Genomic DNA, 20,930 nt, shown 5'->3' with positions numbered 1-20,930 from the left:
CCGCTGCACACTTTTCCGGATCATGCCCGCACATTTGCATCGCCGCGCGACCGCGCCATGCATTTTGACGCGGCCCCCTCCCTTATCAGCGGCGCCACGATTGGCTAGAGTGCGGCCTGTCTAAAACCTGCCTGACATTACGGGAGTGAAACAGTGGATCTTGGGATCAAAGGTCGCCGCGCCATCGTCTGCGCATCCAGCAAGGGCCTCGGCCGCGCCTGCGCCATCTCGCTGGCGGAAGCCGGCGTTGACGTCACGCTGACCGCGCGGGGCGCCGAAGCCCTGAAGAAGACGGCCGACGACATCCGCAAGGCCTATCCTGGCGTGAAGGTCACCGAGATCGTCGGCGACATCACGACGCCTGCGGGCCGCGAGGCCGTGCTGAAGGCCTGCCCCGAGCCGGACATCTTGATCAACAATGCCGGCGGCCCGCCGCCCGGCGATTTCCGCAACTGGACCCGCGACGACTGGATCAAGGCGATCGACGCCAACATGCTCACGCCGATCGAGCTGATCAAGTCGACCGTCGACGGCATGATGGCGCGCAAGTTCGGCCGCATCGTCAACATCACCTCGGCGGCGGTGAAGGCGCCGATCGACATCCTCGGCCTCTCCAACGGCGCGCGCGCCGGCCTGACCGGCTTCATCGCCGGCCTGTCGCGCAAGACCGTGATCAATAATGTCACCATCAACGGCCTGTTGCCGGGTCCGTTCGAGACCGACCGCCTGACCGGCACCGCAAAGGCCGAGGCCGACAAGCGCGGCACGACGCCGGAGCAGATCCTGGCCGAGCGCGCCAAGCTCAACCCCGCCGGCCGCTTCGGCCAGCCCGACGAGTTCGGCTATGCCTGCGCCTTCCTCTGCGGCGCCAAGGCCGGCTTCATCACGGGCCAGAACATCTTGCTCGACGGCGGCGCCTTCCCCGGAACGCTGTGAGAGCAGTCTGGTACGAGCAAACAGGACCGGCGGCGGATGTCCTCACCTATGGTGAGATGGCGACGCCGGTCGCTGGCCCAGGCGAAGTTCGCATTCGCCTGGAAGCCTCCGGCGTCAATCCGGCCGATGTCGGCCGGCGCGGCGGCAGCTATCGCGCGATGGAATTTTCGCGCGTCATCCCGAACAGCGACGGCGCGGGTTTTGTCGACCAGATCGGCGACGGCGTAACGCGCTTCAAGGTCGGCGACCGGGTCTGGCTGTTCAACGGCCAGCGCAACGGCCGCGCCTTCGGCACGGCGGCCGAATATATCGCGCTCGCCGAGCAGCTGGTGACGCCGCTGCCGGATCATCTTTCCTTTGCGGAAGGTGCAACGCTCGGCATTCCCGCGATGACCGCGTGGTGCAGCCTGTTTGCGGACGGGCCGATCGTCGGCAAGACCGTGCTTGTCACCGGCGGCGCCGGCGCGGTTGGCCATTATGCCGTGCAGCTCGCCAAATGGGGCGGCGCGCAGGTGATCGCGACCGTCAGCTCGGCGATGAAGGGCGAGCAGGCCCGGCGCGCGGGCGCCGATCTCGTGGTCAATTACAGGGACGAGGACGTCGTTGCCAAGGCGATGGCGTTCACCGGCGGACGTGGTGTCGATCGCGTGGTCGATGTCGATTTCGGCGGCAACATCGCGACCACGTTGAAGCTGATGGCGCTCAATTCGACGATCGCCGTCTACGCCACCAACGGCAACCGCACACCCACGGTGCCGATGCGCGAACTGATGGAGAAGTGCATCACGCTCCGGACGCTGGTGCTGTTCGCGCTGCCGCCGGCGCTGCTCGCGGCGGCGCAGGCCGACATCACGAAATGGCTGGCGGCAGGGCCGCGCATTCACAACGTCGCGGCGCAGTTCGCGCTATCGGATACCGCGCAGGCGCATCTCGCGGTCGAGAAGGGTGACAAGCTCGGCACCGTGATCGTCGACTGCGCGCGATGACGACTTAGGATACCGGCGTGGTCCGCTCGTCGGTCCAGTCGATGCCGAGTTCGTCCATGCCATCGGCGAGCAGATCGCCCAGCATCGGCTCGCCCAGCAGATATTGCACCGTTTCACGACGCGGGTTCTTGTATTCACCGCGCGCCTCGGCGGCGCGGGCACGCAGATCGTCCCACTCCTCCACTTCGCCGTCGCCGCGGCCGAGCCACATCATCGTGACGAGGTCGAGCTGCTCGTCCTCGTTCAGCGCGCGGATGAAACCGGAGAGCTCGGCTGCGACCGGGTCGGAATTGGTGTCCTCGAGCACGTCGATCTCGTCATCATCAGAGGGATTGGAGCCCGAGTCAGGGTCGGACGCCGCCTCCTTGACGTCGAATTCGCGGGCCTTCTCGATGATGAAGGCGACCTTCTCGGCGGAAATGGCAAGCTCTGGCATCGTCGCTCTCTCTGGCTGTCTCGGGGTTCCCCCGATAACGCAACATCGCGACAGATGATCCATTGCGTTCGACGGCGGAAGGCCGCATCTTTCGCGAAAGCAAGAAAATTGGGATCGCCGCATGCCGTGGACCGTGGGCAAGGTCAAAATCACCAAGATCGTGGAAATGGAGACGGTCGGCTCGACCCGCTTCATCCTGCCGGCCGCGACCAATGACGAGATCCAGAAGCTGCCCTGGCTGATCCCGCATTTCGCCACCGAGGAGGGCCGGCTGAAAATGTCGATCCACTCGCTGGTGGTGGAGATGCCGACGCGCCGCATCGTGGTCGACACCGGCCTTGGCAACGACAAGCAGGGTCGCGGTGTCCCGGTCTGGAATAACCGCAGCACGCCGTTTCTGGAGACGATGACGGCAGCGGGCTTTCCCCCTGACAGCATCGACACCGTGCTGTGCACGCATCTTCATGTCGATCATGTCGGCTGGAATACGAGGCTCGTCGATGGCAAATGGGTGCCGACTTTCCCCAGGGCGCGCTACCTGTTCGGCAAGACCGAGTACGAATATTGGCGCGACTATACGGCCGAGCCGGACAAGGTCGCGGTGTTCAAGGATTCCGTGAAGCCGGTCGTCGATGCGGGCCTGGCCGAGTTGATCCCGAGCGATCACCGGCTCTGCGAGGAGATCAGCGTGATCCCGACCCCCGGCCACAGCCCCGGGCATATGAGCGTCCTGATCGAGTCCGGCGGCGAACAAGGGTTGCTCAGCGGCGACGTCGCCCATCACCCCTGCCAGATGGCGCATCTCGACTGGTGCTCGGTCGTCGACACCGATACCGCCCAGTCGGCGGAAACCCGGCACAAGGTGTTCTCGCGCTTTGCCGATACCCCGACGCTGGTGATCGGCGGCCATTTCTCGGCCGGGCACATCAAGCGGGACGGGGATGCGTTCAAATTTGTGGCGCTGCAATCGTAGGGTGGGCAAAGCCACCGGGTCGCGCGAATGCGCGCCCGATGACAGGCTCCGCGTGCCCACCATACCGGGCCATCAAAAAGAATTGGTGGGCACGGCGCTCCGCGCCTTTGCCCACCCTACAAAGGAAGGGCTGCAATGCGCCCCACTTTGAGCGGTTGAATTTCCCGCCGCCCTGTTCCATGAAGCTATTTAACCGATCGGTCCATCTCCAGGGAGAAACGAGAATGAAGCTTATTCGTTATGGCGAAAAGGGTGCGGAAAAGCCCGGCCTGATCGACAAATCCGGCCAATTGCGCGACCTGTCGGCGCACGTGAAGGACCTGACCGGCGAGGCCTATTCGCCGGAATCCCTGAAGAAGCTGGCGAGCCTTGACCCGGCCTCCCTGCCCGCCGTCTCCGGCAAGCCGCGCTTCGGCGCGCCCGTCACCGGCATCTCGAAATTCGTCGCCATCGGCCTCAACTACAGCGACCACGCCAAAGAAACCGGCGCCGCGATCCCGACCGAGCCGATCATCTTCATGAAGGCCAACACCTCGCTGTCCGGCCCGAACGACGCGGTCGAGAAGCCGCGCGGCTCGACCAAGCTCGACTGGGAAGTCGAGATCGCCGCCATCATCGGCACCCGCGCCAAATATGTCTCGGAAGCCGATGCGCTGAACTACGTCGCCGGCTATTGCGTCTGCAACGACGTCTCCGAGCGCGCCTTCCAGACCGAGCGCCTGGGTCAGTGGACCAAGGGCAAGTCACACGACACCTTCGGCCCGGTCGGCCCGTGGCTCGCCACCAAGGACGAGATCAAGGACGTCCAGAACCTGTCGATGTGGCTCGACGTCAACGGCCAGCGTCGCCAGACCGGCTCGACCCAGACCATGATCTTCTCCATGGCCAAATGCGTCTCCTACGTCTCGCAGTTCATGACGCTGTTGCCGGGCGACATCATCACCACCGGCACCCCGCCCGGCGTCGGTCTCGGCATGAAGCCGCCGACCTTCCTCAATGTCGGCGATGTCGTTACGCTCGGCATCGAAGGCCTCGGCGAGCAGCGCCAGGAGATCGTGGCGGCGTAAGGTCTCCGCCCTCATCCTGAGGAGCGCGCAACGCGCGCGTCTCGAAGGATGCGCCAAGAATACAGTCACCCGACGTTCGCGCCGGGTGACCCAAGAACACCTCCCGTTGTCCATCCTTCGAGACGCGCGCCAAGCTGCGCGCTCCTCAGGATGAGGACCGTCTGTCTGGATAGAGGTTATTTCCCCATGAAACTCTCCTTCTCCGCCGCCTCGCCCTTCGCCCGCAAGGTGCGCATCGCCGCGATCGAGCTCGGGCTGATCGACAAGATCGAGCTGACGCCCGCGACCGTCGCGCCGGGCACGGTCAATGAGGATTATTCGCGCATCACGCCGCTGAAGAAGCTGCCGGTGCTGATCACCAATGACGGCGACGTCATTCTGGATTCCTACGTGATCGTCGAATATCTCAACGAGATGGCCGGCGGCAGCCTGATCCCCGATTACGGCCCGCGGCGCTGGAAGGCAAAGACCAATCACTCCCTGATCAACGGCATGCTCGATTCCATGCTGCTGTGCCGCTACGAGAAGATGGTGCGGCCGCAGGGCCTGCAATGGCAGGCATGGTCGGACGACCACTGGAACCGGGCCTGGACCGGCATGGCGCGCTTCGAGAACATGCCCGAAGTTTTGAACGGCCCGTTCGACATCTCGCAGATCGGCCTCGTCTGCGTGCTCGGCTATGCCGACTTCCGCTTCGCCGATTGCGGCTGGCGCAAGGCCTATCCGAAACTCGACGCCTTCCACCAGAAGATGCTGGAGCGCCCCTCGGTCAAGATCTCGGTGCCGCCTACGGCGTAAACTAGGCTGCGGGGAGAAGGACGATGCGCGATCGCTTCCCCCGCCTCAGCATTCTCGGCGCGAGCCTCGTGCTCGCGTTGACCGTCTCAGCCACTTCCGTGCAGGCCGACGGCATGGCGACTGGACGACAAAACCTCGCCTGTGGATCGCGTTCGTCAATCGACGACGGGTGGACGACTGCGTCGCCCGACAGCGTTGGCATGGACGGCATGCGGCTCTGCAGCATCGCCGCACGGCTCGATCAACGCGCGACCTCGGTCCATTCGGTTGTCGTCGTGCGCCACGGCAAGCTCGTCTTCGAGCAGTATTTTCCCGGCTACGACCAACCCTGGGGACAACCGGACGGCCAGCACGAATTCACCGCGACGACGAAGCATGACATGCGTTCGGCATCGAAGAGTGTCGCTTCGCTGCTCGTCGGCATCGCGATCGATCGCAAGCTGATCGAAGGCGTCGACGAGCCCGTGCTCAAATTCTTCCCCGACCATCAGGCGGCGAAGCAGGCGGGCTGGGAGGCCATCACGCTGCGCCATCTGCTAACGATGTCCTCCGGCATTGAATGGGACGAGGCACGGTCCTGGACCGATCCGAAAAACGACGAGCCGCATCTCACCTTTGAGGCCGATCCGATCGGCTATGTGCTCGCAAAGCCAGTCGCTGCGCCGCCCGACGTGCTGTGGACTTATAATGGCGGCGGGACTGAACTGCTCGGCAACATCCTCGAACGCGTCTCGGGCAAGCCGCTGGAGGCATTTGCTCGTGAGGTGCTGTTCCAGCCGCTCGGGATCAGCGATTTCGAGTGGAAAGCCTATAAGAACGGCAAGATCGCAGCGGCCGCGGGCCTTCGCTTGCGGCCGCGCGATGCGGCGAAGATCGGCCAGCTCGTGCTCAATCGCGGCCAGTGGAACGGCCGGCAGATCGTCTCGGCCGACTGGATCGCACAATCGATCACGCCGCGCTTCCAGGCGATCGGCTATTTCGGCAGCACGATGTTCTACGGCTATCAATGGTGGATGGGCCGCTCGCTCGCCGGCGACAAGGAAATCAAATGGGTTGCTGCCTTCGGCTGGGGCGGCCAGCGCATCTTCATCGTGCCCGAGCTTGATCTCGTCATCATGACGACCGCCGCGCAATACGGCCAGCCCAAAGAGGGTCTGGCCGCGATCGACATTCTCACCAACATCGTCATTCCATCCGTGCGCGACGCGCACTGATCACTGGGGAAGCGAGCATGAGCCTGAAATATGCGGTCGGCGATCTCACCATCCATCGCGTCATCGAGCAGGAAACCTCGTTCGTCCCGGCACTGGAAATGCTGCCGGGATTGACGGCCGAGGTGCTGGCCGAGAACCGGGCATGGATGCGGCAGGCCAAGGCGCTGGACGAGCAGGACGTACTGCTCCTGTGCTTCCAGTCCTATGTGGTGAAGACACCGCACCACACCATCCTGATCGACAGCTGCATCGGCAACGACAAGCCGCGCCCGCAGCGGCCGAAATGGAACATGAAGACCGACGACACGTACTTGCGCGGACTCAACGCAGCCGGGTTTGCGGTCGACGACATCGATTTCGTGATGTGCACGCATCTGCATGTCGATCACGTCGGCTGGAACACGCGATTGGAGAACGGCCGCTGGGTGCCGACCTTCCCCAAGGCGCGCTATCTCTTTGCGAAGCAGGAATACGACCACTGGTTCGCGGAGAATGCAAAGGCGGAGATTCCGCCCTTCGCCGACAGCGTGCTGCCGGTGGTCGAGGCCAGGCGCCACGAGCTGGTCGGCAACGATCACCAGATCGGCGATCACGTCCGCATCCTACCGACGCCGGGACATACGCCCGGCCATATCGCCATCACGATGGGCCGCGGCAAGGACGACGCCGTGTTCTCCGGCGACCTCATGCATTCGCCGCTGCAGACGCTCTATCCGGAGCTGTCGATCAAGTTCGACGTCGACCCGGCCGCGGCGGCGAAAACGCGCCGCAGCCTTCTGGAGCGCTATTGCGACACCGACACGCTGTGCTGCACCGCGCATTTCCCCTCGCCGTCGGTTGGGAAGATCAAGCGCAAGGGCAGCGCGTTCGTGTGTGCGGCGGTTTAGCAAGATGCCGTAGGGTGGGCAAAGGCGCGCGCTTCGCGCGCCGTGCCCACCATTCCTTAACGCGTTTGGCATGGTGGGCACGCTCCGCTTTGCCCACCCTACGATTCCACCCGTGTGGAGAAAGCAATGACAACACTCCCCGACATCCCTCTCCCCGCCGGCATCCGCTCGCGCTATGTCGACGGCATCAACGTCTTGCGCATGCACGTGCTCGAAGCCGGCTTCGAGACCAAAGGCCGGCCCTGCATCCTGCTGCTGCACGGCTTTCCTGAGCTCGCCTTCTCCTGGCGCAAGGTGATGCCGGTGCTGGCTGCGGCCGGCTATCACGTGATCGCGCCGGACCAGCGCGGCTATGGCCGCACCACGGGATGGACCGCGGATTACGACGGCGATCTCACGCCGTTCTCGCTGCTCAACCTCGTGCGTGACGCCCTCGCCCTGGTGTCGGCGTTCGGCTACCGGCAGGTCGATCTCGCCGGGCATGATTTCGGCAGCCCGGTCGCGGCCTGGTGCGCCATGATCCGGCCCGACGTGTTTCGCTCGGTGACGCTGATGAGCGCGCCGTTCGGCGGGGCGCCACCGATGCCGTTTGGCACGGTCGATGTGCCGGCAAAGCCTGCAGTCGAAGACCCCGTGCATCGCGAGCTCGCCGCGCTGCCACGCCCGCGCAAACACTATCAATGGTATTACGCGACGCGTCCGGCCAACGCCGACATGCAGCACGCGCCGCAGGGCGTGCACGATTTCCTGCGCGCTTACTATCACCACAAGAGTGCGGACTGGACCGAAAACAAGCCATATCCGTTGACGTCGTGGTCCGCGGGCGAACTCGCAAAACTGCCGACCTACTACGTGATGGACGCCGGTGAGACCATGGCGGAGACGGTTGCGAAGGAGATGCCCTCGCCGGCCGCGATCGCCGCCAACCAATGGCTGCCGGACAGCGACCTCGCCTATTACAGCGCCGAATACGGCCGCACCGGATTCCAGGGGGGCTTGCAATGGTACCGCTACGGCACGTCGGGCATGCTCAACAGCGAGATGCAGCTGTTTGCGGGCCGCAGCATCGACGTGCCCTCCTGCTTCATCTCGGGCAAACAGGATTGGGGCACCTATCAGCGCCCGGGCGTGTTCGAGGCGATGCAGGGGCGCGGATGCACAAGAATGTTCGGCTGCCATCTCGTCGACGGCGCCGGCCATTGGGTGCAGCAGGAACAGCCGGCCGAGGTGAGCCGCTTGCTGCTCGAGTTCCTCGCAAAAGCCGCCTGATTTGACCCGGGAACCCCGGCGCCTTATATAATTTAGAATAATTCTAAACTATCAAAACAGGGCCGCCGTGAAGACTTTTGCCGAACTGACCGAGCGCGAGGTGCTTGCGGTCGCGATCTCCTCCGAGGAGGAGGACAGCCGCATCTACATGACCTTCGCCGAGGACTTGCGCGAGCGTTACCCGGACACGTCGAAGATTTTCGAGGAGATGGCCGAGGAGGAACGCGGCCACCGGCATCGGCTGCTGAAACTCTATGAGGAACGCTTCGGCCAGCACCTGCCGCCGATCCGCCGCGAGAACGTCAAAGGCTTTCTGCGCCGGCGGCCGATCTGGCTGACGAAAAACCTGCCGCTCGACACCATCCGGAAAGAGGTCGAGACCATGGAGCTCGAGGCCGAGCGCTTCTACGCGCGGGCCGCCGAGCAGGCCGAGGATGTCGGCGTGCGCCGCCTGCTCGGCGATCTCGCCGAGGAGGAAAAGCATCACGAGAACCGCGCCGTCGCGCTGACCGACGAAATCCTGAAGCCGGACGTGCGCGCCGAGGAAGATCGCACGCGACGGCGGATGTTCGTGCTGCAATATGTGCAGCCGGGCCTCGCCGGCCTGATGGACGGATCGGTCTCGACGCTGGCGCCGCTGTTCGCCGCAGCTTTCGCCACCCACCAGAACTGGCAGACGTTTCTGGTCGGCCTCGCCGCCTCGATCGGCGCCGGCATCAGCATGGGCTTTGCGGAGGCGCTGTCCGACGACGGCTCGCTCACCGGACGCGGCTCGCCATGGCTGCGCGGCATCACCTGCGGCGCGATGACGACGCTCGGCGGGCTCGGCCACACCCTGCCTTATCTTGTCCCAGACAGCTGGCCGAACGCATTCTGGATCGCGACGGGAATCGCCGGCGTCGTCGTGTTCTTCGAATTGTGGGCAATCGCCTTCATCCGCGCGCGCTACATGGACACCCCGTTCCTCCAGGCCGTGTTCCAGATCGTGCTCGGCGGCGCCATCGTGCTCGCGGTGGGGATCTTGATCGGGGCGGCGTAGCTACCTCGGTGTCATGCCCCGCGAAAGCGGGGCATCCAGTACGCCGCGGCCTATCCGATCAATCACAGCCGTCTCGGAATACTGGATCGCCCGGTCAAGCCGGGCGATGACACCGACCTTGTGCTTGGCTGTCCTCGTTCCGTCCTACCGGCATATCAATCGCGATCAAACGGCGGTTGCGGCTTTGGGCCAAACTGCGCATCATCCTTTCAGGGAAGCGCAGGAGCATGTCGTGGCGAAATCGGAATGGAGTTACAAGAGCGCGGTCGAGATGTCGGCCGCGTTGACCGCAAAGAAGGTCTCCGCGGTCGAGCTCACGCAGGATGCGATCGATCGCATCGAACGTCACGACGGCAAGATCAACGCGATCTGCGTCCGGGATTTCGACCGCGCGCTTAGCGCCGCGCGGGACGCGGACGCGGCGCGGGCGCGCGGCGAGCGGAAGCCGCTGCTCGGCCTCCCAATCACCGTGAAGGAATCCTACAACGTCGCCGGCCTGCCCACGACCTGGGGCATTCCCGCGCAGAAGGATTTTGTCGCAAAGGAAGACGCACTGCCAGTCACGCGGGTGAAGGACGCCGGCACCGTCATCGTCGGCAAGACCAACGTGCCGCTCGGACTCGGCGACTGGCAGAGCTACAACGACATCTACGGCACCACCAACAACCCCTACGATCTCGGCCGCACGCCGGGCGGCTCGTCCGGCGGCTCGTCTGCCGCGCTCGCCGCGGGCTATGGCCCGCTGTCGATTGGCTCCGACATCGGCGGCTCGCTGCGCGTGCCGGCGTTCCATTGCGGCATCTATGCGCACAAGCCGACCTTCAGCCTCGTCGCCATGCGCGGCCACACGCCGCCGCCGCTGCCGCCTTTGCCGTTCGAGCGCGATCTTTCGGTGATCGGCCCGATGGCGCGCAGCGCCGCCGATCTTTCGCTTGTGCTCGACGTGATGGCCGGGCCCGATCCGATCGACGCTGGCCTCGCCTACCGGCTCGAGCTGCCGGCGGCGCGCCACACGGCATTCAGGGATTTCCGCGTGCTGGTGATCGACACCGATCCGGTGATGCCGACCGACACCGCCGTGCGCGGCACGATCAACCGGCTGGCCGACAATCTCGCCAAGGCTGGCGTCAAGATCGAGCGCAGCAGCCGGCTGCTGCCGGATTTCGCGGCCTCCTCGCGGCTCTATATGCGCATGCTGATGTCGTTCCTCGGCTCGACCTTCGCGCCGGATGTCTACGCCGGCGCCAAGGCAGCCGCAGCGGCGTTGCCAGAGGGCGACAACAGCTTGGCTGCCGAACGGCTGCGCGGTATCGCGCTCAACCATCGCGACTGGCAGGCGGCAAATGCCGGACGCACGCGGCTGCGGGCGCAATGGCGCGAGCTGTTCAAGACGTACGACGCGGTGATCTGCCCGGTGATGCCGACGGCAGCCTATCCCCACGACCATTCGCCCGAGCAGGAAAAGCGCCGGATCAAGATCGACGGCAAGGAGCACGTCTATCCGGACCAGCTCGCCTGGCCGGGCATCGCGACGCTCCCCGGTCTGCCCTCGACCGCGATTCCGACGGGCTTTGCGCCTGATGGACTACCCATCGGCGTGCAGATCGTCGGCCCGTGGCTGGAAGACCGCACGCCGCTCAAGCTCGCCGAACTGATCGAGCGCGAATTCGGCGGGTTCGTGCCGCCCCCTTTGTTCAATGACTAGTGCCTCCCGTCATTGCGAGGAGCCCTTGCGACGAAGCAATCCAGACTGCATCCGCGGAGACATTTCTGGATTGCTTCGCTACGCTCGCAATGACGGAGTAAAATAACATAGAGGGAGAGAAACGTCATGAGCCAAGACCTCGACCAGCTCACCACGCTCAACCACGACTATGTCGCCTCCGTGCAAAACTGCGACGTTAAACGCTTCGACGAAATCCTCGCGCCGGAGTTCTTTTGCTCCAATCCCGACAAGACATTGGTCGACCGCGCCGCCTTCCTGGAGCAGACGGCACGGCCGATTGCGATCCGCAATCTGCATGCGCATGATGTCATCATCCGCATCATGGGCGATTTTGCCATCATCCACGCCGCCACCAGCTACACCACCGCCGACGGCCAGCAGGCAACGGGGCGGTACACGGATTGCTGGACGAAGAAGAACGGGACGTGGCTCGCGGTGTCAGCGCACGTGTCGCGGTGAGTTGAGGTCAGCCATCCTCACACTCCGCTGTCATGCCCCGGCTTGACCGGGGCATCCAGTACGCCGCGGCAATAGTCGGTTCACACAGCTTCCGCCGCGGAGTACTGGATCGCCCGCTTTCGCGGGCGATGACACCGTCATTGCGGTTGCTAGCTGTCAAACACAATCACGCTACGCAGCGTCTTGCCGGCCTTCATGTTGGCAAAACCCTCATTGATCTCCGGCAGTTTCAGCTTGGCCGAGATCCAGTCCTCGAGGTGCAGCCGGCCGCGCAGGTAGAAATCGACCAGCCTCGGCATGTCCACGCGAAAATGGTTGGAGCCCATCGATGAGCCCTGGATCCTGCGCTCGCGCAGGAAGTCGAAGCCGTGCAGCTCGATCTTCTGACCGAACGGAATCATGCCGACGATGGTGGCCGTGCCGCCGGACGCCAGCATGCCAAAAGCCTGCTCCGCGGTCTCCTTGCGGCCGAGCACCTCGAAAGAATGATGCACGCCGCCATTGGTGAGGTCGCGCACCTGCTTCACGACGTCGCCGTCGGCGGGATTGATGATGTCGGTCGCGCCCAGCTTGGTCGCGAGCTGCAGCTTTGCCGGATTGGTGTCGATGGCGATAATGCGTCCGGCGCCGGCGATCTGCGCGCCGTTGATCGCGGCCATGCCGACGCCGCCACAGCCGATCACGGCCACGGTCTCGCCGGCCGTCACCTTCGCCGTGTTCACGACCGCGCCGTAGCCGGTGATGACGCCGCAGCCGATCAGCGCGGCGAGATCGAGCGGCATCTCCTTCCGGATTTTGACGATCGCATTCTCGTGCACCAGCATCTGCTCGGCGAAGGACGAGAGGTTGAGGAACTGATGCAGCTTCTCGGACTTCGACCATTGCATCCGGTTGGAGGCGCCCGGCAGCAGCTTTACGGTGGTGTCGGTGCAGAGCACGGTGCGGCCCGTGGTGCAATTGTCGCAGGTGCCGCAAAACACCGACAGGCACGTCACGACGTGATCGCCGGGCTTTACGTAAGTCACGTCGGAGCCGACCTGCTCGACGATGCCGGCGGACTCGTGCCCGAGCACCGCGGGCAACGGATGCGGATACAGGCCTTCCATGAAGTGCAGGTCGGAGTGGCAGAGGCCGGCGACCGCCGTGCGGATCAAAACCTCGCGCGGGCCCGGCTTCGGCAGGCTGACATCCTCGATGACCAGCGGCTGATTGACTTCATAGAGGACGGCGGCCTTCATCGAGCACTCCCTATCGCGTTTCTTGGTTTGAGCGTGGCGTGCAGCCTACGCTGCCAGAACCAGTTCGCCAACCTCGCTCATGCCGGCGTCGCGATCGCCGAGCAGCAGCGCGGCGATCTTCGCTTGCGCGGCATTTTCCGTCAGCCGGAACGGATCGCTCGGCGACACGCGATGGTCGATCACCAGCCGCGATAGCAGCAGGCGGCGCGCATCGCCGCGCATCTCCTGGATGCGATGCGCTTCCCAGGCGAGCGCGACCGCGCTTGCGACGTGATAGAGCAGGCTGGTCGCACGCCGCGCATCGGCCTCGTTCTCGGAATTGCCCGCGACCTCGCGCGCGAAGCCGACGGCACGATCGACGAGACCGCGCAAATTGTCGCGCCAGGCCTGCGGGACCGACACGCTATCATCGAGCCGCGCATGCAGATCGGCTGACAGCGCGGATTCGGCGCCGTGGCGGCCGACCGCGCGCCGGAGCGCATCGATCGCGACGATGTTGCCGGTCCCCTCCCAGACCGAGCCGAGATGCGCATCGCGCAGCAGGCGGGGCGTGGCGAATTCCTCGATATAACCGATGCCGCCGCGCATCTCGAGCGCGTCGCCGCAGACCTTGCGCGCATCGCGCGTCGCACGGAATTTCAGCGTCGGGGTCAGGATACGCAGCAGCGCAGCCGCCTCCTGACTGCCAGCCTCGGCGCGGTCGAGCGCGTCGGCAGTCAGAAAACTCATCGACAGCGCCTGCTCGACCGGCAGCATGATCTTCAGCATCTGCCGGCGTCCGAGCGGCAGATCGATGATGCGCTTGCCGAACACCACGCGGTTCTTCGCCACCGTCATCGCGTCATGATAGGCGCGGCGCATCAGTGCGGTGGATTTGACGCCGTTGGAGAGCCGCGACGAATTGACCATCTCGGCCATCTGCACAAAGCCGCGGTCGAGCTTGCCGACCGCATAGGCGATCGCGCCTTCGAGCTTGATCTCGCCGGAGGCCATCGAGCGGGTGCCGAGCTTGTCCTTGAGGCGCACGATCCGATAGTGGTTCTGCGAGCCGTCGTCGAGGAAGCGCGGCATCAGGAACAGGCCGACGCCGCGCGTGCCGGGGCCGGCGCCTTCGGGACGCGCCAGCAGCATCACGACCTTGGCATCGGCGTTCGAGCAGAACCATTTCTCGCCATGGAGGCGCCAATGGTCGCCCTCCTGCGCGGCGCGCGTGGTCAGTGTACCGACATCGGAGCCGCCCTCCTTCTCGGTCATGAACTGGCCGCCCTGGGTCAGCTTGCTCATGTCGGTCTGGGTCAGGCCGTCGAGATATTTCGCCTTCAGCGCCTCGCTGCCGAAATTCGCCAAGAGCTTGGCGCAGCCGTCGGTGACGTTGATCGGGCAGCCCATGCCGAATTCGGTCTGGTTGAACAGGAAGGTGAAGGCGTGCTTGGCCACGACGGGATATTTGTCCGGCCATCCCATGATGCCCTTGCGGATCGACAACGCATGGATGCCGAACTCGCCGAACGCGGCGTTCTCCAGTTCGCGATAGGCCGGGTGATATTCGATCCACTGCACGTCGCGGCCGAACTTGTCGCGCTGGTGCAGTACCGGCGTGTGCCGGTCGGCGAGCCGCGCGCATTCGTCGAGATGGCCGCCGGCGAGTTCGCCGAGGCGATCGAGATGCGGCTCGATGTGGCGGAAGAGCGTGTCCGGCAGATGGATACGCAACAGATCCGTTAGCGCCGGATCGGCGCGATAGAAATTCATGCCTGATGTATCGGGCGCCAGCAGACCGGATGGTGCGGCCGCGACACTTTTTGGCTCACCTGTGACCGGCTTGTGCATGATCGTCCTCTTCGTTCCCGCCCGACGGCAATTCTTATCGCTTGCCGCTTGGGATGATGTCGATCATGCTCCAGTCGCAAAGGCGGATAAAGCCGCAAATTGTCAGGGAGGCATGATCGCCGTGAAGGAGCAATTCGCTCTGCGGAATTATGATCGACCCGGCTGGTTGTCCGCACGGCGGATGCATAGATCAGCGGCTTCCCGTCTCCGAGAGATCACGCCATGGAACATCCGAAATACAAGATCGCCCTCATCGTCGGCGCCGGCGAAGGCCTGAGCGCCTCGCTGGCGCGTCTGCTGTCCGCGCAAGGCATCCGCGTCGCGCTGGCCGCGCGCAAGATCGAGAAATTAGGCGCGCTCTGTCGCGAGACCGGCGCCAAGGCCTATGCCTGCAACGCCACCGAGCCTGAGGAGGTCGAGCGGCTGTTCGGCCTGGTCGAACGCGAGATCGGCACGCCCGACCTCGTCGTCTACAACGCCAGCGGCCGCACGCGCGGGCCGTTCGTCGATCTCGTTCCGGCCGATGTCGCGCAGGCGATCGCGATCAGCGCCTATGGCGGCTTCCTGGTGGCGCAGCAGGCGGCCAAGCGCATGCTGCCGAACAAGCACGGCGCGATCCTGTTCACCGGCGCGTCCGCCAGCGTCAAGGGCTATGCGCAGTCGGCCTCATTCGCGATGGGCAAGTTCGCGCTGCGCGGGCTGGCGCAGAGCCTGGCGCGCGAGCTCTCGCCGCAGGGCATCCACATTGCGCATTTCGTGATCGACGGCGGCATCCGCAGCGCGGCGCGGACCGAACCCGCCGACAAGCCGGATTCGATGCTCGATCCTGATGCAATCGCGCAGAGCTATTGGAATGTACTGCAGCAACCGCGTAGCGCCTGGAGCTGGGAGCTGGAGCTGCGGCCGTGGGTGGAGAAGTTTTGAGTTGAGCTGTCGTAGGGTGGGCAAAGGCGCATAGCGCCGTGCCCACCGCCGTGAATGAACAAACAGATGGTGGGCACGCTACGCTTTGCCCACCCTACAAGGGCGGGAAACAATGACCACGGAAACCACCATCGACACCGGCACCAACGAACTCCTCTGCGTCATCCGCGACCGCGTCGCGGTGATCACGCTGAACCGGCCGGAGGCGCGCAACGCGCTGTCTGACACCTTGACGCCGGCTCTGCGGACGATGATCCGCACCTGCGGCGAGAGCCCCGAAGTCGGCGCGCTGCTGATCACCGGCGCGGGCGCGGCCTTCTGTGCCGGCGGCAACGTCAAGGGCATGGGCGCGCATCGCGACCAAGCCAAGCTCGACATGTCCTTTGACGACAAGGTCGCCGATCTCCAGGAACGGCAGCGGCTGCTCACCGGCGCGCTGGTCTCGGTGCGCAAGCCGACCATCGCCGCCCTGCCCGGTCCCGCGGTCGGCGCCGGGCTCGCCATTGCCATGGCCTGCGACATCCGCATCGCCGCGCAATCGGCCTTCGTCGCCACCGGCTACGCCCGCATCGCGCTTTCCGGCGACTACGGCATCGCCTGGCTGCTCACCCGGCTGGTCGGCACCGCGCGGGCCCGCGAGCTGCTGTTCACCGGCGATCGCGTCGACGCCGCGCGTGCCGAGGCCATCGGCCTCGTCAACCGCGTCGTGCCCGACGACAGGCTGCAAGACGAGGCCTTTGCGCTGGCCAAGTCGCTCGCCGAAGGCCCGCGTCAGGCGCTGCGCTACATGAAGGACAATCTCGACGAGGCGCTGCTGTTCGATTTCGAGACCGCTCGCGACCACGAAGCCGGACGGCTGATCCGCCTGACCACGACCGCTGATCACAAGGAAGCCGTGCAAGCCTTCATCGAGAAGCGGAAGGCAGTGTTCACGGGGAAGTAGGGCTACGCAGCCAAGACCATCAGATCATTCCATAGAGTAGGTACCCCATTTTCAGGAGGGCTGAATGGATTGGTCTGAGATTGTGCGGAAAGCCGTGCTCCTGGCGGAGAAGACTGGGTATGTCACGTTCGATCAACTGAACGAACTGATGCCGTCCACCAGGCTGGAACCGGAAGACATCGAGGCCATACTGACCGCTTTGAGCGACCGGGGTATCTGGATTGCGGAGGAGTAAGGTTCGCTCCTCCGTCCTCGTAGTAGGTCCGTAGCCCGGATGGAGCGGAGCGTAATCCGGGGCCGCTGGCGCACGTGGCACGAATCCCGGATTGCGCTTCGCTCCATCCGGGCTACGCAGCTCACTACTTGGCGGGCGCCCTCGCGAAATCCACGAACGCGCGCAACGCGGCCGGCAATTGGCGGCGGCTTGGGTAGTACAGGAAGAAGCCGGGATAGGCCGGGCACCAGTCAGCGAGCACGCGAACCAGCTTGCGCTTGGCGAGCAGCGCTTCGACCTGCGCCTCAAACACGTAGGCGAGCCCGATGCCGTCGAGGGCGGCATCGACCATCAGATCCTGGTCGTTCATCGTCAGCGGTCCCGCGACGTCGATCGCGAGCTCGATGCCGCCGCGCTCGAATTCCCAATGATAGAGCGCGCCTGAGGTGAAACGGTAGCGGATGCAGGGCAGGCCTTTCAGGTCGCGCGGCGTGGTGGGCGGCTTGCGCGATTTGAAGAACCCGGGCGTGCCGACCACGGCAAAACGGTGCCGCGGGCCGATCGGGACCGCAATCATGTCGGCGGCAATGGTCTCGCCGAAACGCACGCCGGCATCGAAGCCGGCCGCGACCATGTCGATCAGGGCGTCGTTGATGACGATCTCGACGCTGACGTCGGGGAATGATTTCAAGAAGCGCGTCACGATCGGCAGCAGCACCAGCTGCGCGGACTGGCGCGCGGCGGTGAAGCGCAGCGTGCCGGCGGGCTTGCCGCGGAAATTGTTGAGGTCCTCGAGCGCGTCGTCGATGTCGCGAAAGGCCGGCGTGATGCGGGCAAACAGCCGCTCGCCGGCCTCGGTGAGCGCGACGCTGCGGGTGGTGCGGTTGACGAGGCGCAGGCCGAGCCGCTCTTCGACATTGCGCAAAGCGTGGGACAGCGCCGATGGCGTGACGCCGAGCTCGGTCGCCGCCGCGCGAAAACTGCGGTGGCGGGCGATGGCGAGGAAGGTCGCGAGGTCGGACGGGTCGATCCGCATTGATGAATTTTTCTCAAGAGCTTGCAAAATATATAGCTGATTATCTCAGCTATAGCGAGCCGCTACACCTTGCCCGTCGGCTTCGGCACACCGCCGGACCAAATTGGAAAGGGCAACATCATGCGTGTCTGGTTCATCACAGGAGCATCCCGCGGATTTGGCGCTTTGATCGCCGAAGCCGCCTTGAAGGCAGGTGACGCCGTGGTCGCGACCGCGCGCGATCCGTCCACCGTCACGGCGCGGCTCGGCAGCCACGAGCGTCTGCTGGCAACCCGGCTCGACGTCACAAGTGAGACCGAGGCGCATGAGGCCGCAGGTCAGGCCGTTAAAAAGTTCGGCCGCATCGATATCCTGGTCAACAATGCCGGCTACGGCCTGCTCGGCGCGATCGAGGAGGCCAGCGGCGCGGAGACGCAAAAGCTGTTCGGCACGAATGTGTTCGGCCTGCTCGGCGTCACCCGCGCGGTGCTGCCGCATATGCGCCGCCAGCGTTCCGGCCACGTCATCAACATCTCGTCGGTCGGCGGTTACACCGGTTATCCCGGGTGGGGCGTCTATGGCGCGACCAAGTTCGCGGTCGAGGGTCTAAGCGAAGCGCTGGCCGGCGAAGTCGCGCCACTCGGCATCAAGGTCACCGTGGTCGAGCCGGGCTTCTTCCGCACCGACTTCCTCGACGACACCTCGCTGTCGCGCACCGCGCAGGTGATCGACGACTATCACGAGAGCGTCGGCAAGACCCGCGCTCACGCCGCCGAATTCAACCACGGCCAGCGCGGCGATCCGCGCAAGCTGGCGCAGGCCTTCCTGACGCTGGTCGATGCCAAGAACCCGCCGCTGCGCCTGCCGCTCGGCAGCGACACGGTGGAGCGGATCGAGGCGAAGAACGCATTCGTTGCGCGGGAGCTGGCGGGATGGCGATCGGTCGCGACCTCGACCGACTTCGCCAATGACGGCGCATAAGCGAAGGCAAAAAAAGGCCCGGCCCTGGATGACCAGGCCGGGCTCGCAGTGGTGTCAGGCCGAGGCTGAGGGGCTGTCGGCCTGACGGGAAAGGGCGGCGAGGCGCCAGCTCGCGCAGGGAATGTCTTTCGGTGCGACGGCGATCTCCTTGTTGAAGCGCACCAGCTTCCAGTCGTCGGGATGATTGACGAAAGCGAAACCGGATTTGCGGGCGAGCGAGATCATGGTCTCGTTGGAGCGCAGCGTGTCGCCGAACATATGCTCGGCACCAAGAGCTGCCGCGCGGCATTCGAGATTCTTCATCAGCGCGGTGGCGATGCCGTGGCCCTGCCAGCGGTCGTCGACCGACAGGCCGAACTCGAGTGTGGAGGTCTCTGGATGGAAGGCGTAGCGCGCTTCGGCGACGATGGTCTCGAAGCCGTCGACCATCTTGGTCGCAACAACGGTGAAGCGCTCGCGCGCTCCAACGTCGAGGAACTCGCTCAGCAGGCCCTTCGGCAATTCGCTGATCGCACCGAAGAAGCGGTTGTAGCGGGAGCGGGTCGAGAGCGAGCGGAAATAGTGCTGGAGCTCCTCGGTGTCGCGCGGCTCGACGAAGCGAACGTTGATCGCCTCACCCTGCCGGGTGCGCAGCACGTCCGAATATTGCTTCAGATCTTCCAGGCGAAGAGTGCTCATGACACGAGCCCTTGCGGAAAGAGGGACCGCCGGCGCCCCTGTGATCAGGCGGCGCCGGCCTGGCGGCCAATCAGGCCCGCCAGAAGGGTTTGTCAGCCTCGTAGGCGATGTCGGTCCAGGACAGGCCAACGTCGTGGAGATCGCGGGCCGTCCAGTGGGTCAGTTCGCGGCGGGTCCGGTAGCGCTCGTGCCAGACGTGAAGCGTCTCGCCGATCTGCTGGATGAGGCCGGGTGCATGATGATTTGTCATCGAATTGTGGGTCAAAGTAGACATTTTCAGCTCCTTGAGCTAAGATCGCCGCCAATATCTGCTTGCTACCGCGCTGCGACAAACGACAATTTGTACCCCTTCGCATGAAATAACGTCATGCATCCTGCTGCCAGATGACTGCCAGATTGCCCTCCCTGAACGGATTGCGGGCCTTTGAGGCCGCCGCGCGCCATCTCAGCTTCACGCTGGCCGCGTCCGAGCTGAACGTGACCCAGACCGCGATCAGCCATCAGATCCGGCGGCTCGAGGAGGAGCTCGGCATCCGCCTGTTCGTCCGGCAGAACCGCGCGCTGGCGCTGACGCCGGAAGCGCGCGACTATTTGCCGGGCGTCCGCGCCGCCTTCAACGACCTCCGCCTTGCGACCGACCGGCTGCTGCGCAAGGACGACGACAAGGTGCTGACCGTCTCGACGCTGGCATCGCTCGCCGCGAAATGGCTGCTGCCGCGGCTGACCGATTTCCAGGAGCAGCACCCCGGCATCGACGTCCGCATCACCACCTCGACCAGCCTCGTCGATTTCCAGCGCGACAATGTCGATGCCGCGATTCGCTATGGCCGCGGTCAATGGCCGGGCCTGCGCGCCGACTGGCTGATGGCGGACGAGCTGTTTCCGGTGTGCAGTCCGTCGCTGCTGCGCGGCGACAAGCCGCTGCGCCAGCCTGAGGATCTCAAGGGCTATCCGCTGCTGCACACCTCCAATGCCAACAGCGATGACTGGCGGCTATGGCTGACGGCGGCCGGCCTTCCGGGCGACATCGCCAGGCAGCCCGGCATCACCTTCGACATGATCTTCATGACCATCCAGGCCGCAATCGACGGCATCGGCGTGGCAATGGGGCGAACCTCCTACGTCCAGGACGACATCGCCAAGGGCCGGCTCGTGGTGCCCTTCAAGATCGCGCTGCCGGCCGATGCCGGCTTCTACCTGGTCGCGCCGGAGGGCCGGCGCGAGGCGCCGAAGCTGGCCGCGTTCCGCGAGTGGATGATCGCTGCAACGCAGAATAAAGCGTGAAAAATCATCAGCTTCCCCGGTGAAATCGATTGA

General features: G+C 64.8%; 22 protein-coding genes. 16 read left to right on the top strand and 6 right to left on the bottom strand.

Annotated elements, in window-relative coordinates; translation table 11 throughout:
• Positions 1-153: 153 nt before the first annotated feature.
• Together AB7290_RS04700 and AB7290_RS04695 are read left to right on the top strand one after the other, a co-directional pair.
• Positions 154-936: an SDR family oxidoreductase gene (locus AB7290_RS04700; protein ID WP_014498394.1), complete on the top strand. Its 783-nt coding sequence runs from the start codon at positions 154-156 to the stop codon at positions 934-936.
• Positions 933-1,922 carry an NADPH:quinone reductase gene (locus AB7290_RS04695; RefSeq protein WP_085403472.1) on the top strand — a complete coding sequence of 330 codons (990 nt, stop codon included), beginning with the start codon at positions 933-935 and terminating at the stop codon, positions 1,920-1,922. The genes AB7290_RS04700 and AB7290_RS04695 overlap by 4 nt, the downstream gene beginning before the upstream one ends.
• Positions 1,923-1,926: 4 nt before the next feature.
• On the opposite strand, the gene AB7290_RS04690 is transcribed toward AB7290_RS04695, so the two are convergent.
• Positions 1,927-2,358: a DUF3775 domain-containing protein gene (locus tag AB7290_RS04690; RefSeq protein ID WP_028149244.1), complete on the bottom strand. Its 432-nt coding sequence runs from the start codon at positions 2,356-2,358 to the stop codon at positions 1,927-1,929.
• Between the two features lie 121 nt (positions 2,359-2,479).
• Here AB7290_RS04690 and AB7290_RS04685 point away from each other — a divergent pair, with 121 nt between their 5' ends.
• The 9 genes from AB7290_RS04685 to AB7290_RS04645 all read left to right on the top strand — a co-directional run bounded on the left by AB7290_RS04685 (position 2,480) and on the right by AB7290_RS04645 (position 11,790).
• Positions 2,480-3,331 carry an MBL fold metallo-hydrolase gene (locus tag AB7290_RS04685; protein WP_085403471.1) on the top strand — a complete coding sequence of 284 codons (852 nt, stop codon included), beginning with the start codon at positions 2,480-2,482 and terminating at the stop codon, positions 3,329-3,331.
• 224 nt (positions 3,332-3,555) lie between these two features.
• Complete coding sequence (locus tag AB7290_RS04680) at positions 3,556-4,398, top strand: fumarylacetoacetate hydrolase family protein (protein WP_085403470.1); 843 nt, start codon at positions 3,556-3,558, stop codon at positions 4,396-4,398.
• Positions 4,399-4,584: 186 nt separating this feature from the next.
• A complete protein-coding gene (locus tag AB7290_RS04675; RefSeq protein ID WP_085403469.1) occupies positions 4,585-5,196 on the top strand; it encodes a glutathione S-transferase family protein in 612 nt (203 codons plus the stop codon).
• A gap of 23 nt (positions 5,197-5,219) precedes the next feature.
• Positions 5,220-6,410 (top strand): serine hydrolase domain-containing protein, encoded by a 1,191-nt coding sequence (locus AB7290_RS04670; protein WP_085403468.1) that lies wholly within the window; start codon positions 5,220-5,222, stop codon positions 6,408-6,410.
• A gap of 17 nt (positions 6,411-6,427) precedes the next feature.
• Entirely contained in the window at positions 6,428-7,297 is an 870-nt protein-coding gene (locus tag AB7290_RS04665; RefSeq protein ID WP_085403467.1) for an MBL fold metallo-hydrolase, read from the top strand.
• 126 nt (positions 7,298-7,423) lie between these two features.
• Positions 7,424-8,566 (top strand): alpha/beta hydrolase, encoded by a 1,143-nt coding sequence (locus AB7290_RS04660; RefSeq protein ID WP_085403466.1) that lies wholly within the window; start codon positions 7,424-7,426, stop codon positions 8,564-8,566.
• Between the two features lie 67 nt (positions 8,567-8,633).
• The gene (gene mbfA / locus AB7290_RS04655; RefSeq protein ID WP_085403465.1) at positions 8,634-9,605 is read left to right on the top strand and encodes an iron exporter MbfA; all 972 of its coding nucleotides are present in this window, start codon (positions 8,634-8,636) and stop codon (positions 9,603-9,605) included.
• Positions 9,606-9,837: 232 nt separating this feature from the next.
• On the top strand, positions 9,838-11,310 hold the full coding sequence (locus tag AB7290_RS04650) for an amidase (protein WP_085403573.1): 1,473 nt from the start codon (positions 9,838-9,840) through the stop codon (positions 11,308-11,310).
• A gap of 126 nt (positions 11,311-11,436) precedes the next feature.
• Positions 11,437-11,790, top strand: a complete 354-nt coding sequence (locus AB7290_RS04645; RefSeq protein WP_085403464.1) for a nuclear transport factor 2 family protein — start codon at positions 11,437-11,439, stop codon at positions 11,788-11,790.
• A gap of 149 nt (positions 11,791-11,939) precedes the next feature.
• On the opposite strand, the gene AB7290_RS04640 is transcribed toward AB7290_RS04645, so the two are convergent.
• Positions 11,940-13,028 carry a Zn-dependent alcohol dehydrogenase gene (locus AB7290_RS04640; RefSeq protein ID WP_085403463.1) on the bottom strand — a complete coding sequence of 363 codons (1,089 nt, stop codon included), beginning with the start codon at positions 13,026-13,028 and terminating at the stop codon, positions 11,940-11,942.
• Positions 13,029-13,073: 45 nt separating this feature from the next.
• Positions 13,074-14,858 (bottom strand): acyl-CoA dehydrogenase family protein, encoded by a 1,785-nt coding sequence (locus AB7290_RS04635; RefSeq protein WP_085403462.1) that lies wholly within the window; start codon positions 14,856-14,858, stop codon positions 13,074-13,076.
• A 222-nt stretch (positions 14,859-15,080) separates the two neighbouring features.
• On the opposite strand from AB7290_RS04635, the gene AB7290_RS04630 reads away from it, so the two are divergent.
• The 3 genes from AB7290_RS04630 to AB7290_RS04620 all read left to right on the top strand — a co-directional run bounded on the left by AB7290_RS04630 (position 15,081) and on the right by AB7290_RS04620 (position 16,960).
• Positions 15,081-15,782, top strand: coding sequence for an SDR family NAD(P)-dependent oxidoreductase (locus tag AB7290_RS04630; RefSeq protein ID WP_085403461.1), 702 nt, complete (start codon positions 15,081-15,083; stop codon positions 15,780-15,782).
• A 112-nt stretch (positions 15,783-15,894) separates the two neighbouring features.
• Positions 15,895-16,725: an enoyl-CoA hydratase gene (locus tag AB7290_RS04625; protein WP_085403460.1), complete on the top strand. Its 831-nt coding sequence runs from the start codon at positions 15,895-15,897 to the stop codon at positions 16,723-16,725.
• Between the two features lie 64 nt (positions 16,726-16,789).
• On the top strand, positions 16,790-16,960 hold the full coding sequence (locus tag AB7290_RS04620) for an RNA polymerase sigma factor region1.1 domain-containing protein (RefSeq protein WP_085403459.1): 171 nt from the start codon (positions 16,790-16,792) through the stop codon (positions 16,958-16,960).
• A 124-nt stretch (positions 16,961-17,084) separates the two neighbouring features.
• Here AB7290_RS04620 and AB7290_RS04615 read toward each other — a convergent pair whose 3' ends face one another.
• Positions 17,085-17,975, bottom strand: coding sequence for a LysR family transcriptional regulator (locus AB7290_RS04615; RefSeq protein ID WP_085403458.1), 891 nt, complete (start codon positions 17,973-17,975; stop codon positions 17,085-17,087).
• 120 nt (positions 17,976-18,095) lie between these two features.
• On the opposite strand from AB7290_RS04615, the gene AB7290_RS04610 reads away from it, so the two are divergent.
• Complete coding sequence (locus AB7290_RS04610) at positions 18,096-18,935, top strand: oxidoreductase (RefSeq protein WP_085403572.1); 840 nt, start codon at positions 18,096-18,098, stop codon at positions 18,933-18,935.
• 54 nt (positions 18,936-18,989) lie between these two features.
• On the opposite strand, the gene AB7290_RS04605 is transcribed toward AB7290_RS04610, so the two are convergent.
• Both AB7290_RS04605 and AB7290_RS04600 read right to left on the bottom strand, forming a co-directional pair.
• Positions 18,990-19,613 (bottom strand): GNAT family N-acetyltransferase, encoded by a 624-nt coding sequence (locus AB7290_RS04605; RefSeq protein WP_085403457.1) that lies wholly within the window; start codon positions 19,611-19,613, stop codon positions 18,990-18,992.
• 70 nt (positions 19,614-19,683) lie between these two features.
• Positions 19,684-19,887, bottom strand: coding sequence for a DUF1127 domain-containing protein (locus tag AB7290_RS04600; protein ID WP_063980835.1), 204 nt, complete (start codon positions 19,885-19,887; stop codon positions 19,684-19,686).
• 110 nt (positions 19,888-19,997) lie between these two features.
• Between AB7290_RS04600 and AB7290_RS04595 the strand changes: the two genes are divergently transcribed.
• Complete coding sequence (locus AB7290_RS04595) at positions 19,998-20,897, top strand: transcriptional regulator GcvA (RefSeq protein ID WP_063980834.1); 900 nt, start codon at positions 19,998-20,000, stop codon at positions 20,895-20,897.
• Positions 20,898-20,930: the final 33 nt, after the last annotated feature.

Origin of the sequence: Bradyrhizobium sp. 613_E4_N2_2 (genome assembly GCF_052075995.1) — a bacterium.
GTDB classification, from domain to species: Bacteria; Pseudomonadota; Alphaproteobacteria; order Rhizobiales; family Xanthobacteraceae; genus Bradyrhizobium; species Bradyrhizobium barranii.
Note: the sequence above shows the minus strand (reverse complement) of the source record. Positions and strands in the feature narration are given on the sequence as shown.

Bases quoted from the DNA above. Each gene is read 5' to 3' on its own strand.
- AB7290_RS04635 (WP_085403462.1), bottom strand. From the start codon at position 14,858: ATGCACAAGCCGGTCACAGGTGAGCCAAAAAGTGTCGCGGCCGCACCA.
- AB7290_RS04595 (WP_063980834.1), top strand. From the start codon at position 19,998: ATGACTGCCAGATTGCCCTCCCTGAACGGATTGCGGGCCTTTGAGGCC.
- AB7290_RS04610 (WP_085403572.1), top strand. From the start codon at position 18,096: ATGCGTGTCTGGTTCATCACAGGAGCATCCCGCGGATTTGGCGCTTTG.
- AB7290_RS04615 (WP_085403458.1), bottom strand. From the start codon at position 17,975: ATGCGGATCGACCCGTCCGACCTCGCGACCTTCCTCGCCATCGCCCGC.
- AB7290_RS04665 (WP_085403467.1), top strand. From the start codon at position 6,428: ATGAGCCTGAAATATGCGGTCGGCGATCTCACCATCCATCGCGTCATC.
- AB7290_RS04625 (WP_085403460.1), top strand. From the start codon at position 15,895: ATGACCACGGAAACCACCATCGACACCGGCACCAACGAACTCCTCTGC.
- AB7290_RS04660 (WP_085403466.1), top strand. From the start codon at position 7,424: ATGACAACACTCCCCGACATCCCTCTCCCCGCCGGCATCCGCTCGCGC.
- AB7290_RS04690 (WP_028149244.1), bottom strand. From the start codon at position 2,358: ATGCCAGAGCTTGCCATTTCCGCCGAGAAGGTCGCCTTCATCATCGAG.
- AB7290_RS04680 (WP_085403470.1), top strand. From the start codon at position 3,556: ATGAAGCTTATTCGTTATGGCGAAAAGGGTGCGGAAAAGCCCGGCCTG.
- AB7290_RS04620 (WP_085403459.1), top strand. From the start codon at position 16,790: ATGGATTGGTCTGAGATTGTGCGGAAAGCCGTGCTCCTGGCGGAGAAG.
- AB7290_RS04670 (WP_085403468.1), top strand. From the start codon at position 5,220: ATGCGCGATCGCTTCCCCCGCCTCAGCATTCTCGGCGCGAGCCTCGTG.
- AB7290_RS04605 (WP_085403457.1), bottom strand. From the start codon at position 19,613: ATGAGCACTCTTCGCCTGGAAGATCTGAAGCAATATTCGGACGTGCTG.
- AB7290_RS04645 (WP_085403464.1), top strand. From the start codon at position 11,437: ATGAGCCAAGACCTCGACCAGCTCACCACGCTCAACCACGACTATGTC.
- AB7290_RS04675 (WP_085403469.1), top strand. From the start codon at position 4,585: ATGAAACTCTCCTTCTCCGCCGCCTCGCCCTTCGCCCGCAAGGTGCGC.
- AB7290_RS04640 (WP_085403463.1), bottom strand. From the start codon at position 13,028: ATGAAGGCCGCCGTCCTCTATGAAGTCAATCAGCCGCTGGTCATCGAG.
- AB7290_RS04685 (WP_085403471.1), top strand. From the start codon at position 2,480: ATGCCGTGGACCGTGGGCAAGGTCAAAATCACCAAGATCGTGGAAATG.
- AB7290_RS04630 (WP_085403461.1), top strand. From the start codon at position 15,081: ATGGAACATCCGAAATACAAGATCGCCCTCATCGTCGGCGCCGGCGAA.
- AB7290_RS04600 (WP_063980835.1), bottom strand. From the start codon at position 19,887: ATGTCTACTTTGACCCACAATTCGATGACAAATCATCATGCACCCGGC.